Genomic DNA, 13,873 nt, shown 5'->3' on the forward strand with positions numbered 1-13,873 from the left:
TCAGTTCTCCAGAACGTCGAGCACGCCCAACGGCAGTGGCACGTCCATCAACTTGTCGAACAGCAGATAAAGACCGATGGCCATCAGGCTGATGATCACCGCGCTGGGCAGCCAGCGGCCGCCATACAGGCGTGCCATCGGGACCCCGATCAGAATGCTGGCGACGATGAAACCAAGGGGTTCGAAGGCCCCGGCGAACACCAGCAACAGCGCCACGCAGATGCCGATCTTGATCAGGGTTTCGCGGTCCAGTTTTGGGTCGTCATCGCTGTGCACGATCGGCGCCGGCCGAAACACCATGTACAGCAAAGCCAGGCCCATCAAGCCGAGCATCAGCAGGGGGAAGGCGCGAGGCCCGACCGGTTCGTAGGAAAAAGCCGCTTGATACGGCCACGCCATCAGCGCCAGGCCGACACAGGCCAGCAACAGCACCGAAGCAAAAATGCGTTGTATGAGCATGGGGAACTCCTGGGCCACGACCCCGAGAACCGGGGCCGCAGCCGCTAGACAGAGGCGATCACTGGATCAGGCCGAACTCTTTGGCCAGCACTTTGTAGTCCGCGACCTGCTTCTTCACGTAGGTGTCGAGCTCCGGGCCGGTCATGGCGAACGGGAACAGTTCACGCTGATCGCGCAGCTTGGCGAAATCCTCGGAGGCCAGCAGTTTGTCGAAGGCGTTTTTCCACCAGGCGTAGTCTTCGTCGCTGACTTTTGGCCCGAGGTAGAAGCCGCGAACCACCGGCCAGACGATGTTGTAGCCCTGCTCTTTAGCGGTCGGAATGTCTTTCATTTCCGGCTCGTCCAGACGCTTCTCGGAGAACACCGCCAGCAGACGCATGTCACCGCTCAGGATGTGTGGCATGGAGTCGGAGATGTCGGTGCTGCCAACCTGGATGTGGCCGCCGAGCAGGGCGGTGGCGATTTCACCGCCGCCTTCGAGGGCGACGTAACGCAGGTCGCGCGGGTTGATCCCGGCCGCCTTGGCGATCAGGGCGGTTTGCATCCAGTCCTGGCTGCCGACGGTGCCGCCGGAACCGATCACCACCGAGCTTGGGTCTTTCTTCAGGGCTTTGACCAGATCGTCCAGGGTCTTGTAGGGCGAATCGCTTTTCACCGCGATGGCGCCATAACTGGTGCCAACGGCCGCCAACCAGCGCACGGCGCTTTCATCGAAACGCCCGAATTTGCCTTGCGCCAGGTTCAGCAGCGAACCGCTGGACCAGGCCACCAGCGTACCGGCATCGGCCGGGCGCTGAGCGACCACAGCGTTGTACGCCACCGCGCCGACACCGCCGGGCATGTAGGTCACGCGCATCGGTTTGGTCAGCAGTTTTTCGTTGACCAGCGCGCTTTGCGCCAGTTTGCAGGTGAGGTCGAAACCGCCGCCCGGCGAAGCCGGGGCGATGCATTCCGGGCGTTTGGGTTCGGCCAGCAATTGGCCGGCGAACAGCATGATGCCGGTGGCCAGAGCAACTTTTCGCAGTGATAGGTTCATTCAAGTCTCCTTAAGAGTTTTTGTTATGGACGTACTGAATTACCAAAGGGCAACGCTATAGCTCACCAGCAGACGCACTTCATCGGCATCGCGAGCGGAGTAGTTGGAACGGTAGGTGGCATTGCGCAGGCGTACGGCAACGTCCTTGAGGGCGCCGCTTTGTACGACGTATTTGATCTCGGTGTTGCGTTCCCACTCTTTGCCTTCGTCACCGTTCTTGAGCTTGATGTTGTCGCCGCTCACGTAACGGCTCATGAAGCTCAGGCCGGGAACGCCGAGTTTGGCGAAATCATAGTCGTAACGTGCCTGCCAGGAGTGTTCTTCGGCGCCGGCAAAGTCATTGATCTGCACGAAGTTGACCAGGTACGGATCGCTGCCATCGACGTAGGGGAAGGCGCTGTCACCGGACATGCGCTGATAGCCGGCGCTGAGTTTATGCCCGCTCAAGGCGTAGCTCACCAGCCCGTTCAGGGATTTGTTGTCGATCTTGCCGCCACGGGCCGCGCCCTCATCGTCACTGATGGCAAACCGCAGGTCGGTACCGAAAGTGCCGGGGCCGACCGGTTGCGAAGCGACAACACCGAGGAAATGCTGGTTGTAGACTTCATCGAGTTGAGCGAAGTGGTAGCTGCCGGTGATCTTGTCGGTGAACTTGTAGTCCACGCCGCCAAAGTCAAAATGCTTGCCTGCCACGGTGCCGGCGAAGCGGCTGTTCTTGTTGTTGAGGGCGATGTCTTCGAAGTCGGTGCTGTCGCGGTCCTTGGCTTTCTCCAGACGCCCGCCGGTGAAGGTCAGGTTCTTGATCTCTTTGGAGGTCAGCATCCCGCCTTCAAAGGTCTGCGGCAGAATGCGGCCGTCGTTGGGCTTGAGGATCGGCAGTTCCGGAATCAGGCTGCCGATTTTCAGTTCCGTGGCGGAGATCTTCACTTTGCCGGTCAGGCCGAGCTTGGAATACTCATTTGCCGCGCGCCCGTCGTCATGGGTTGGCAGCAGGCCGGTACCGGTGCGGTCCGGACTCGAATCGAGTTTTACCCCCAGCATGCCCAGCGCATCGACACCAAACCCCACGGTGCCGTCGGTGTAACCCGATTGCAGATTGAGCATGAACCCCTGGGCCCATTCGTCCCGCTTGGATTGCTGGGCGCTGGTGCCATCGCGAAAGTCGCGGTTGAAATACATGTTGCGGGTTTCGAAGGTTGCCTTACTGTCTTCGAAGAAGGCAGCCTGGCTCAACGGCGAAAAGCCGGCGAGGGCGGCGGCGCTGACAAGGGCGGTGTGGCTGAGGCGGGAAAAACGAACAGGCGGGCGAGCCTGAAGCTGCATGGACAGCATGGTGACATACTCCGTTTATTATTCTTATTGGCGAAAACGCTTCGGGGCGTTTTTCGTATCGCTATGTGCTCTGACTACGGCAGTGAAAGCTGTCCGTAGCGGGACTCTAACCGGCCAACCTTTCGCTAACCTTTCAGCTGACTTTCACGGTTTTCGGGCTTCACAGCGACGGATGCGGCTGTAAACTCCGCGCCAAAGAATGGCGTCGACCATCCCTGAATGAGGTAAAGATCCATGCGTGTTCTGCTCGTCGAAGACCATCTGCAGCTTGCCGAAAGTGTCGCCCAGGCGCTCAAGAGCACCGGGCTGACCGTGGATGTGCTGCACGACGGTGTGGCGGCCGACCTGGCCTTGAGCAGCGAGGAATACGCCATGGCGATCCTCGATGTCGGCCTGCCGCGCATGGACGGTTTCGAAGTGCTGGCGCGCTTGCGGGCCCGGGGCAAGAACCTGCCGGTGCTGATGTTGACCGCCCGCAGCGACGTCAAGGATCGGGTCCATGGCCTGAACCTGGGGGCTGACGATTACCTGGCCAAACCTTTCGAACTGACCGAACTCGAAGCCCGTGTCAAAGCCTTACTGCGCCGCAGTGTGCTCGGCGGTGAACGCCAGCAGCGCTGTGGCGTGCTGGCTTACGATCTGGACACCCGGCGCTTCACCCTCGGCGAAGAATTACTGACCCTGACCTCCCGCGAGCAGGCAGTGCTCGAAGCCCTGATCGCCCGTCCCGGCCGGGTGATGAGCAAGGAGCAATTGGCGGCTCAGGTCTTCGGCCTGGATGAGGAGGCCAGTCCCGATGCCATCGAGATCTACGTCCACCGCTTGCGCAAAAAACTCGACGGCCAACCGGTGGCCATCGTGACCTTCCGTGGCCTTGGCTATTTGCTGGAAAGCCGCGATGCATAAGCTCAGCAGCCTGCGTTGGCGGTTGCTGTGGAACCTCGCGCTGCTGCTGGTGGTGTTGATGCTCGCCAGTGGTTTGAGCGCGTACTGGAACGGTCGCGAAGCCGCCGACACCGCGTATGACCGGACCTTGCTGGCCTCGGCGCGGACCATCGCCGCCGGCCTGTCCCAGCGCGACGGCAGCCTCAGCGCCAACGTGCCTTACGTGGCCCTCGACACGTTTGCCTACGACAGCGCCGGGCGGATTTTTTACCTGGTCAACGACATCAATCAGAAGCTGATTTCGGGCTACGAAAACCTGCCGGCACCGCCGCCGGGAACACCGCGCACCGATGACTATCCGGCGCTGGCGCGTTTCTACAATGCCACTTATCAAGGGCAGAACGTGCGGGTGGTCAGCCTGCTCAAAGCGGTCAGCGAACCGAACATGAACGGCATGGCGGAGATCCGCGTGGCGGAAACCGATGAGGCGCGGGTCCGCATGGCGCGCAGCCTGATGGCCGACACCTTGTTGCGGCTGGGTATGCTGGCGATCGGTGCGTTGTTGCTGGTGTGGTTTGCGGTCAGTGCGGCGCTGCGTCCACTGGAGCGCTTGCGTACCGCGGTGGAAGAGCGTCAACCCGATGACTTGCGCCCCTTGCCACTGGTGGAAGTGCAGCACGAGCTGGGGCCGCTGGTGCGTGCGCTCAATCACTTTACCGAGCGGTTGCGCGGGCAGTTCGAGCGCCAGGCGCAATTCATCGCCGATGCCGCCCATGAACTGCGCACGCCGCTGGCGGCGCTCAAGGCTCGCCTCGAACTGGGCTTGCGCTCGAACGAACCCGAAACCTGGCGCAGTACCCTGGAAGCCGCCGCCCAGAGCACGGATCGCCTGACCCACCTGGCCAATCAATTGCTCTCGCTGGCACGGGTCGAGAATGGCGCCCGGGCCATCGCCGAGGGCGGTGCGCAATTGCTCGACCTCAGTCAGTTGGCCCGTGAACTGGGCATGGCCATGGCGCCGCTGGCCCATGCACGTGGCGTGGCACTGGCGTTGGAAGCTGACGAGCCGGTGTGGATGCGTGGTGAGCCGACGCTGCTGAACGAGCTGTTGAGCAATCTGGTGGACAACGCACTGGCCCACACGCCACCGGGCGGCAATGTGATTCTGCGGGTCACGGCGCCGGCGGTGCTGGAGGTCGAGGACGATGGTCCGGGAATTCCCCTTGAAGAGCGGGAACGGGTGTTCGAGCGCTTTTACCGGCGCAATCAGCAGGTGGCTGGGTCGGGATTGGGGCTGGCGATTGTCGGCGAGATCTGCCGCGCCCATCTGGCGCAGATCAGTCTGCACGATGGCGAGTTTGCGGGGCTGAAAGTGCGGGTAAGTTTTATTGCGGGGGAGTGAACACACTCATACCTGCGGAGAGAGGCTTGTTGTGACGAGGGAGCTTGCTCCCGTTGGGCTGCGAAGCGGCCCCAAGAAGGGACTGCTGCGCAGTCCAACGGGAGCAAGCTCCCTCGCCACAGAAATCAGTAAAACATCGACCGCGACTCTTCCAGATCCTTGCACATCGCTTCGTTCTCCGGATCGATCCCCAGCTTCTCGAAGGCAGGCACACTGACCGGGTCGATGCGAGCCAGAGGATGGTCGGTGTCCTTGTGGCAATACAGGCTGGCCACTTGCACCAGATCGACATAGTCGACCCGCGCCGATTGCCGCTTGAAATCCAGATACAGCCCCGGCAATTGCACCAGCATTTCCGGAAAATCCCAGACCCTGAGCAATTTATCGCCGAGCAGCGGATGGATGCGTTCGATCACATGGTTGAGGCTGACCGGGTCTGACAGCAATTCATAGTGATCTTCGGCGTAGGTCAGGATCGGCAGCACGCCAATCTGATGCACGAGCCCGCCGAGCGCCGCTTGATCAGGCTTGAGTTGTGTGTAGCTGCGGCACAACGCATAGCTGACGCCGGCGATTTCCAGGCTTTTGCGCCAGACCTCGCGCATTTTCTGTTCCACCACTTCGGAACGGGCATTGAAAATCTGTTCCATCACCAGGCCGATGGCCAGGTTGCTGCTGTAATTGACGCCCAGCCGGGTGATGGCCGTGTGCAAGTCAGTCACTTCCTGGGTCGCGCGCAGCAACGGGCTATTGACCACTTTGATCAGTCGCGCCGACAGCGCGGTGTCACGGCCGATCACTTTGCTCAGGGTGCTGACACTGATTTCCGGGTCTTCGGCGGCCTTGCGAATCTGCAGGGCCACTTCCGGTAATGTTGGCAGAACCAGGTCATCATTATCGATGGCCTCAACCAAATCCTGTTGGACCTTATCCGCCAGCTCACTCATTTCTTTTCTCTAGGGTATTGCGACAAGTGCTGCTGTTAACGCTGGATTTCGCGATCACGATCCAGTTGGTAAGGCAGGTCGAGCAAATGCAGGCCCGGACCTTCGAGTGCGCCAAGGTGCAGGTTGCCATCTTCTGCAGCTTCGGCTTGCAGCACGGCCAGGAGTTCAATGTTTTGCTCGGTGCGAGCAGCGATCACCACTTCACCAATCGAACTGCCGTGAGTCGGGGAAAACAGTGGCGTGCCGGGTTCAGGCAGTTCACTACCTTCCAGTTGCAAGCGATACAGACGACGCTTGAGTTTGCCCAGGTATTGCATGCGCGCAACGATTTCCTGGCCAGTGTAGCAACCCTTCTTGAAGCTCACGCCGCCGACGGCTTGCAGATTGAGCATCTGCGGGATGAACAGCTCGCGGGTGCTTGGCATGACCTGGCCGATCCCAGCGCGGATCTGGCCCAGCAGCCATTGATTCAGATCGCCTTCGGTCAGCAGGGCGGACAGCTTGCCCTTGATGGTGTCGGCTTGATCGGCGCCCACCCAGAGTTCAGCGCGCTCAGGCGAGACACGAAGGGCGATCAGGCCGTCATTGCGCACGACGCTGTCGGTGTCGACCGGTAGCGCCAGGCCCAGGCTGGCCAGTGCCGCATCGCCATGCTCAAGGCCAAAACGAACCCAGCCGGCACTTTCGTCGGTCAGTTTCGATTTGGAGAACACCGCGTACTTTTTCAGGTCCGCCAGTTGCGGCTCCAGCAGCTCGCTGGCCATCGCCATGAGCACTCCGTCGCCTTCCAGCAGAATGCGGAAACTCGACTGCATCCGGCCTTTCTGCGTGCAACGCGCGCCAAGGCTGGCCTGGGTGTCGCTCAGGTAATTGAGATTGCAAGTCAATTGGCCTTGCAGGAATTTGCTGGCATCCGAGCCGCGTACCGCGAGAACGCCTTCGTGAGACAGGGTGCAGAAAAAAGCAGAATCGGCCATGGGTCATCGCAGGGTAAAGAGTCTGAGGGACATCATAAGGGGGCGCCCTTGAAATGGGTAGTTCACAAAGGATCGTCAGTGCCGACCAAAGCCGACTGTTCGGCTCGCCTCGGGGCTGTATACTTGCGGCCTATTTGAGGAGCGCTCCATGGTCGATAACGTTGAACTGAACCGCCTCTTTTGGCACAGCCGTCGCGGCATGCTGGAACTTGACGTGCTTCTGGTGCCGTTCGTGAAAGAGGTTTACGCGAATCTGAACGAGGTAGATCGCGCGCTGTATGTCCGCCTGCTGGAGTGCGAGGATCAGGACATGTTCGGCTGGTTCATGGAACGCGCCGAATCGGAAGATCCGGAGCTGCAGCGCATGGTTCGCATGATCCTGGATCGTGTCCAGCCCAAGTAACGCGTTCGAATGCCGCTGGCATGCCTCACGGCAGTTGCTGGCGGCCTATCTTCTCGCCCAGCTGTTCGCGTTGGGTTCGTTGTTTCTTCTCTCGATACCGCTCTGGGCCAACCTGCTCGGCGTAGCGTTGTGCGTGGCTCACAGCATTTGGGTATTGCCGCGACAGATTCTGCTGACACACCCACAGGCTTTTCGCGGCTTGCGTCGCGATGCCGATGGCTGGCAGTTGTGGAGTCAGGCGCAAGGTTGGCAACCCGTACAGCTACGGCCGGACAGCCTGGCGCTGCCGTTGGTTGTGGTGCTGCGCTTTCGCCTGCGGGGCGAGCGAGGTGTCAGGGCGATATGCGTGCCGCGGGATTCGCAGGCGGCGGATGTGCACCGACGCCTGCGGGTTCGGCTCAAGTTCAGTCGGCGTAGGTGGGCGGCACCAGAATAGTGTCCAGGGCGACCGGCAGCAGGTTCGGGTAGTCGAGGGTGTAATGCAGGCCGCGACTTTCCTTGCGTTCCATGGCCGACCGGATCATCAGGTCTGCTACCTGAGCCAGGTTCCTCAGCTCGATCAGGTCTCGGCTCACTTTATAGTTGCTGTAGAACTCGTCGATTTCGTCCAGCAATAACTGCACTCGGTGCTGGGCTCGTTGCAGGCGCTTGTTGGTGCGCACGATGCCCACATAGTCCCACATGAATCGCCGCAGTTCGTCCCAGTTGTGCGCGATGATCACGTCTTCGTCGGAGTCGGTGACCTGGCTGGCATCCCAGACGGGCAGGGCGGTCGGAATCGACACCTCTGGCAACTGCTCAAGAATGTCCGTCGCCGCCGAACGGGCATAAACGAAACATTCCAGCAGCGAGTTGCTGGCCATGCGGTTGGCGCCATGCAGGCCGGTGAAGCTGGTTTCACCAATCGCATACAGGCCCGGCACGTCGGTGCGGCCCCGCTGATCGACCATCACGCCGCCGCAGGTGTAGTGCGCCGCCGGCACCACCGGAATCGGTTGTTTGGTGATGTCGATCGAGAATTCCAGGCAGCGTTCATAGACCGTCGGGAAGTGCGTCTTGATGAAGTCTTCAGGCTTGTGGCTGATGTCCAGGTAAACGCAGTCGATACCCAGGCGCTTCATCTCATGGTCGATGGCGCGGGCGACGATGTCCCGTGGTGCCAGCTCGGCCCGTGGATCGAAGCGCTGCATGAAGCGTTCGCCGTTAGGCAGCTTCAAGTGTCCGCCTTCGCCGCGCAGGGCTTCGGTTATCAGGAAACTCTTGGCTTGCGGGTGATAAAGGCAGGTCGGGTGGAACTGGTTGAACTCCAGGTTCGCCACCCGGCAGCCCGAACGCCAGGCCATGGCGATGCCATCACCGCAGGCGCCATCAGGGTTGCTGGTATAGAGGTAGACCTTCGCCGCGCCGCCCGACGCAAGGATCACGAAGCGCGCACCGTAAGTGTCGACTTCACCCGTGCTGCGGTTGAGGACGTAGGCACCGAGGCAGCGGTCGCCTTCAAGGCCCAGGCGCTTTTCGGTGATCAGATCGATTGCGACCCGCTGTTCCAGCAGCTCGATGTTGGGCCGCTGTATGGCCTGGTCGAGCAGGGTTCTGAAGATCGCCGCACCTGTCGCATCGGCGGCGTGGATGATGCGTCGATGGCTGTGACCGCCTTCGCGGGTCAGGTGAAACTCGAAACCGCCGTCTTCGGTGCCGGACTGTTCGTCACGGGTAAAGGGTACGCCTTGGTCGATCAGCCATTGAATCGCTTCTCTGCTGTGCTCGACGGTAAAGCGCACGGCGTCTTCATGGCACAGGCCACCCCCGGCGTTGAGGGTATCGTCGACGTGGGACTCGACAGTATCGGTGTCATCCAGGACGGCGGCGACACCGCCCTGGGCCCAGAAGGTCGAGCCATTGGCGAGGTCGCCTTTGCTCAATACGGCGATGCGCAAATGACCGGGCAAGGTCAGCGCAAGACTCAAGCCGGCAGCACCGCTGCCAATTACCAGAACATCGTGTTGAAACTGTTGGCTCATTTCAGGATTCCGCTCAAAGCGACCCGGGTCGGGGGTGGCGCAAGACAGCTGGATCGGCGAGTCAGGACAGCCACACAGCCCACTAGTATATAGAGGGGGGGAGCGGCACAATAGCCGGGCCCACATGGCATTGTGAAACTACTGTGACGGAAAAGACTGGACTCTTCGTCGGAAGTTTTTTTGACTGTGTTGGCGACAAGGCGACTGTATCGTGGATTTAACAGTCTTTTTCGTTTCACGGTTGCACAATGTCGGTTTCAGGCGGCTATAAATATGGAACTTTTGCCAAAGGCTCAAGATCAATAGACGGTTGCCTGGAACAAGGGACAGTGTCGGTTTCGGTGCGGGACTTGCGGTTAGGTCCCTGCTGACGAATCCGATGACAAGATTATTCGCGCAGCCTGGGTTTCCCGCGCTGCGCTTTTCGTGCGTGCCAAATCAGAGCCCGCAGGAAACTTGCTTGGAGGGGGAGAACTTTTGCGAAAAGCCCGAGTCTATGTTTGCAAGTCTGGTCGTTCAGTAATGCAAGCCTCCTTCGAGCTTATCGAGGAGTGTTCATGCTAACCCAGGAAGAGGATCAGCAGCTGGTCGAGCGCGTTCAACGCGGCGACAAGCGAGCTTTCGATCTGCTAGTGCTGAAATACCAGCACAAAATTCTCGGGTTGATCGTGCGTTTCGTGCACGACACCCATGAAGCCCAGGATGTCGCACAGGAAGCCTTTATCAAGGCGTACCGTGCACTTGGTAATTTTCGCGGAGATAGCGCGTTTTATACGTGGCTTTACCGTATCGCCATCAACACGGCGAAAAACTATCTGGTTTCACGCGGCCGCCGGCCGCCGGATAGCGATGTCAGTTCCGAGGATGCAGAGTTCTATGATGGCGATCATGGCCTCAAGGATCTCGAGTCGCCAGAACGTGCATTGCTGCGGGATGAGATCGAAGGCACCGTCCATCGAACCATTCAGCAACTGCCAGAAGATTTGCGTACGGCTTTAACTTTACGTGAATTCGATGGTCTGAGTTACGAGGACATTGCCAGCGTCATGCAGTGTCCGGTGGGTACCGTGCGCTCCCGGATCTTCCGCGCCCGGGAGGCCATCGATAAAGCCCTGCAGCCGTTGTTGCAGGAAAACTGAGACAGCGGCGACAGCCAAGAGAGGAACGCCATGAGTCGTGAAGCCCTGCAGGAATCGCTGTCCGCAGTGATGGATAACGAAGCGGACGAACTGGAATTGCGTCGGGTGTTGAATGCCTTCGACGATGTTGAAACCCGCGAAACCTGGGCTCGTTACCAGATCGCTCGGGCAGTCATGCACAAGGACCTGCTGCTCCCTCGTCTGGACATCGCTGCGGCAGTTTCTGCTGCGCTGGCTGACGAAGCCGTACCGGCAAAAGCCTCTCGTGGTCCATGGCGCAGCCTGGGTCGTCTGGCAGTCGCTGCCTCGGTGACCATTGCCGTGCTGGCAGGTGTACGTCTGTACAACCAGGACGAGATCGCAGGTGTCGAACTGGCTCAGCATTCGAATCAGCCAAGTCTGAGCACTCCTCAGGTCAAGGGCCCGGCTGTATTGGCAGGCTACAATGAGAGTTCGGACGCCACTGGCCCTATGGCTAACGGTGTATTGCAAGGTCAGCCAGGCTGGCACGATCAGCGTCTGCCAGGTTACTTGCGCCAACATGCTCAACAGGCTGCACTGAAAGGTACTGAGAGCGCTCTGCCTTACGCTCGTGCAGCAAGCCTGGAAAACCGTTAAGGAGGATCATGCGCGCCATACCTCTACTTACGCTTCTGCTCAGTGGCTGGTTTATTGTTCCAGCCCATGCCGATGAAGCCCAGGACTGGCTGAAGCGTCTGGGACAGGCGGAGCAAACGCAGAGCTTTCACGGTACTTTCGTCTACGAGCGTAACGGTAGTTTTTCTACCCATAACATCTGGCATCGCGTCCAGGATGGCAAAGTCCAAGAGCGTTTACTTCAGCTCGACGGTTCGGCCCAGGAAGTCGTGCGCATTGATGGGCATACTCAATGCGTCAGCGGCACCCTGATGGCAGGGCTGGGGGACTCACCCAACTCCGCTGCTCGTGCACTCGATCCACAAAAGCTAAAGAATTGGTATGACCTTGCCGTCATCGGCAAGTCGCGCGTGGCCGGGCGTTCGGCGGTGATCGTCTCGTTGACACCTCGCGATCAGCACCGCTATGGTTTTGAGCTGCATCTGGACAAGGAAACAGGCTTGCCGTTGAAGTCATTGTTGCTCAATGACAAAGGGCAACTGCTGGAACGGTTCCAGTTCACTCGGCTGGATACTGCCGAGGTGCCTTCCGACAGCGATTTGCAGGCAGGTTCCGAGTGCAAGCCCATTAACCTGGACAGTGACAAGGCGTCCGCCGTCAAGACTGCGCAGGTCTGGCATTCTGACTGGTTGCCGCCAGGTTTCGAACTGACCAGCAGTAACTCTCACAAGGATCCGGATACCAAAGTCCAGGTCAACAGTCTGATGTTCGACGACGGTCTGGCCCGATTCTCGGTGTTCCTTGAGCCATTGAATGGGGCAACAGTCACCGACACCCGTACCCAGCTGGGGCCAACAGTCGCTGTGTCCCGTCGCTTGACCACTCCGCAAGGCGAAATAATGGTGACCGTGGTCGGTGAAATACCGATTGGTACCGCCGAACGGATTGCGCTGTCCATGCGCAACGATGCCGCGGCTACCAACAAGCAGTGAGCTGATCAGTCATGCTCATCAATCGGGGCTGTAGGGTGCGGGAGGTTGGCAATAGCTACCCCGTCGTTGAGGCCTCGAAATGTTTTGCCGAGCATTTTCATTTGCAAATATCCCGAAAATTTTTTATAGGTCAGAGCCCCTCGGCTCTGGCCTTGTTTGTTGTTCCCGGAACAAAAATACCGGCGTATCGTTTCCGGTGTTCCTTGCTCCATATCGCTTAACCATGCTCGTCGTAACGGGAGCCGTATGTCGATACCACGCTTGAAGTCTTATCTCTCCATTTTTGCCACCGTGCTGGTGCTCGGTCAGGCGGTCACTGCGCAAGCGGCCGACTTGCCTGACTTCACGCAACTGGTCGAGCAGGCCTCGCCCGCGGTGGTGAACATCAGTACTACCCAGAAGTTGCCGGAACGCAAAGTGTCCAGCGAGCAAATGCCTGATCTTGAAGGCTTGCCGCCGATGCTGCGCGAGTTCTTTGAGCGTGGTATGCCGCAGCAGCCACGCTCACCTCGTGGCGATCGCCAGCGCGAAGCGCAGTCCCTGGGATCGGGTTTCATCATTTCGCCTGACGGCTACATCCTGACAAACAACCATGTGATCGCCGATGCCGACGAGATTCTCGTGCGCCTCGCCGATCGCAGTGAGTTGAAAGCCAAGCTGATCGGTACCGATCCGCGTTCCGACGTCGCCTTGCTGAAAATCGAAGGCAAGAACCTGCCGGTTCTGAAGCTCGGCAAATCGCAGGACCTGAAGGCCGGTCAGTGGGTCGTGGCCATCGGCTCGCCGTTCGGCTTTGATCACACAGTGACCCAAGGCATCGTCAGTGCCATCGGTCGCAGCCTGCCGAACGAAAACTATGTTCCGTTCATCCAGACCGACGTGCCGATCAACCCGGGTAACTCCGGTGGTCCGCTGTTCAACCTGGCCGGTGAAGTGGTCGGCATCAACTCGCAGATCTACACCCGTTCCGGCGGCTTCATGGGCGTGTCGTTCGCGATCCCTATCGATGTGGCGATGGACGTTTCCAATCAGCTGAAAAGCGGCGGTAAAGTCAGCCGTGGCTGGTTGGGTGTGGTGATCCAGGAAGTGAGCAAAGATCTGGCCGAGTCGTTCGGTCTTGAGAAACCGGCCGGTGCGCTGGTGGCTCAGATCCAGGATGACGGTCCGGCTGCCAAGGGTGGCCTGCAAGTGGGCGACGTGATCCTGAGCATGAACGGTCAACCGATCGTCATGTCCGCCGATCTGCCGCACTTGGTGGGTGCGCTGAAGGCCGGCTCGAAAGCCAATCTTGAGGTGATCCGCGAAGGCAAACGCAAGAATGTCGAGCTGACCGTCGGCGCTATCCCTGAAGAAGGCAAAGAGCTGGACGCCCAGCCTAAATCTGGCGCGGAGCGCAGCAGCAATCGCCTGGGTGTTTCCGTGGCCGAATTGACCGATGAGCAGAAGAAAGCCTACGACCTTAAAGGTGGTGTGGTAATCAAGGACGTGCAGGACGGTCCTGCTGCCCTGATCGGCTTGCAGCCTGGTGATGTGATCACTCACCTGAACAACCAGGCGATCGGCTCCACCAAGGAGTTCACCGAGATTGCCAAGGCGTTGCCGAAGAACCGCTCGGTGTCGATGCGGGTTCTGCGCCAGGGTCGCGCCAGCTTCATCACCTTCAAGCTGGCTGAATAAACCGGT

General features: G+C 59.6%; 14 protein-coding genes. 8 read left to right on the forward strand and 6 right to left on the reverse strand.

Annotation, left to right across the window (positions count from 1 at the left end; all coding sequences use genetic code 11):
• The 3 genes from F475_RS23620 to F475_RS23630 are packed head-to-tail and all read right to left on the reverse strand — an operon-like array spanning nucleotide 1 to nucleotide 2,827.
• On the reverse strand, nucleotides 1–459 hold the full coding sequence (locus F475_RS23620) for a tripartite tricarboxylate transporter TctB family protein (protein ID WP_018926792.1): 459 nt from the start codon (nucleotides 457–459) through the stop codon (nucleotides 1–3).
• Nucleotides 460–517: 58 nt separating this feature from the next.
• The gene (locus F475_RS23625; RefSeq protein ID WP_018926791.1) at nucleotides 518–1,495 is read right to left on the reverse strand and encodes a tripartite tricarboxylate transporter substrate binding protein; all 978 of its coding nucleotides are present in this window, start codon (nucleotides 1,493–1,495) and stop codon (nucleotides 518–520) included.
• Nucleotides 1,496–1,534: 39 nt separating this feature from the next.
• Nucleotides 1,535–2,827, reverse strand: coding sequence for an OprD family porin (locus F475_RS23630; RefSeq protein ID WP_111454853.1), 1,293 nt, complete (start codon nucleotides 2,825–2,827; stop codon nucleotides 1,535–1,537).
• Nucleotides 2,828–3,061: 234 nt separating this feature from the next.
• Here F475_RS23630 and F475_RS23635 point away from each other — a divergent pair, with 234 nt between their 5' ends.
• Together F475_RS23635 and F475_RS23640 are read left to right on the forward strand one after the other, a co-directional pair.
• Nucleotides 3,062–3,733 (forward strand): response regulator, encoded by a 672-nt coding sequence (locus F475_RS23635; RefSeq protein WP_007941432.1) that lies wholly within the window; start codon nucleotides 3,062–3,064, stop codon nucleotides 3,731–3,733.
• Nucleotides 3,726–5,114, forward strand: coding sequence for a sensor histidine kinase (locus F475_RS23640; RefSeq protein ID WP_111454854.1), 1,389 nt, complete (start codon nucleotides 3,726–3,728; stop codon nucleotides 5,112–5,114). Before F475_RS23635 ends, F475_RS23640 begins: the two co-directional genes overlap by 8 nt.
• Nucleotides 5,115–5,239: 125 nt before the next feature.
• Here F475_RS23640 and F475_RS23645 read toward each other — a convergent pair whose 3' ends face one another.
• On the reverse strand, nucleotides 5,240–6,061 hold the full coding sequence (locus F475_RS23645) for an HDOD domain-containing protein (RefSeq protein ID WP_086944831.1): 822 nt from the start codon (nucleotides 6,059–6,061) through the stop codon (nucleotides 5,240–5,242).
• 35 nt (nucleotides 6,062–6,096) lie between these two features.
• On the reverse strand, nucleotides 6,097–7,038 hold the full coding sequence (locus F475_RS23650; protein WP_111454855.1) for a folate-binding protein YgfZ: 942 nt from the start codon (nucleotides 7,036–7,038) through the stop codon (nucleotides 6,097–6,099).
• A gap of 148 nt (nucleotides 7,039–7,186) precedes the next feature.
• On the opposite strand from F475_RS23650, the gene F475_RS23655 reads away from it, so the two are divergent.
• Complete coding sequence (locus F475_RS23655; RefSeq protein ID WP_007941436.1) at nucleotides 7,187–7,441, forward strand: succinate dehydrogenase assembly factor 2; 255 nt, start codon at nucleotides 7,187–7,189, stop codon at nucleotides 7,439–7,441.
• On the forward strand, nucleotides 7,425–7,877 hold the full coding sequence (locus F475_RS23660; RefSeq protein WP_086944832.1) for a protein YgfX: 453 nt from the start codon (nucleotides 7,425–7,427) through the stop codon (nucleotides 7,875–7,877). The genes F475_RS23655 and F475_RS23660 overlap by 17 nt, the downstream gene beginning before the upstream one ends.
• On the opposite strand, the gene nadB is transcribed toward F475_RS23660, so the two are convergent.
• A complete protein-coding gene (nadB, locus tag F475_RS23665; protein ID WP_018926784.1) occupies nucleotides 7,846–9,462 on the reverse strand; it encodes an L-aspartate oxidase in 1,617 nt (538 codons plus the stop codon). The two genes, F475_RS23660 and nadB, sit on opposite strands and share 32 nt — an antisense overlap.
• Nucleotides 9,463–10,019: 557 nt before the next feature.
• Here nadB and rpoE point away from each other — a divergent pair.
• The 4 genes from rpoE (at nucleotide 10,020) to F475_RS23690 (ending at nucleotide 13,867) form a co-directional block, all read left to right on the forward strand.
• Nucleotides 10,020–10,601, forward strand: a complete 582-nt coding sequence (gene rpoE / locus F475_RS23670) for an RNA polymerase sigma factor RpoE (protein WP_003172477.1) — start codon at nucleotides 10,020–10,022, stop codon at nucleotides 10,599–10,601.
• A 30-nt stretch (nucleotides 10,602–10,631) separates the two neighbouring features.
• Entirely contained in the window at nucleotides 10,632–11,219 is a 588-nt protein-coding gene (locus F475_RS23675; protein ID WP_018926783.1) for a sigma-E factor negative regulatory protein, read from the forward strand.
• A gap of 8 nt (nucleotides 11,220–11,227) precedes the next feature.
• Nucleotides 11,228–12,190: a MucB/RseB C-terminal domain-containing protein gene (locus F475_RS23680; protein ID WP_064619726.1), complete on the forward strand. Its 963-nt coding sequence runs from the start codon at nucleotides 11,228–11,230 to the stop codon at nucleotides 12,188–12,190.
• A gap of 246 nt (nucleotides 12,191–12,436) precedes the next feature.
• Complete coding sequence (locus F475_RS23690; protein WP_019647985.1) at nucleotides 12,437–13,867, forward strand: DegQ family serine endoprotease; 1,431 nt, start codon at nucleotides 12,437–12,439, stop codon at nucleotides 13,865–13,867.
• Nucleotides 13,868–13,873: the final 6 nt, after the last annotated feature.

The sequence above is a fragment of the Pseudomonas sp. URMO17WK12:I6 genome (assembly GCF_003253625.1).
Lineage (GTDB): Bacteria > Pseudomonadota > Gammaproteobacteria > Pseudomonadales > Pseudomonadaceae > Aquipseudomonas.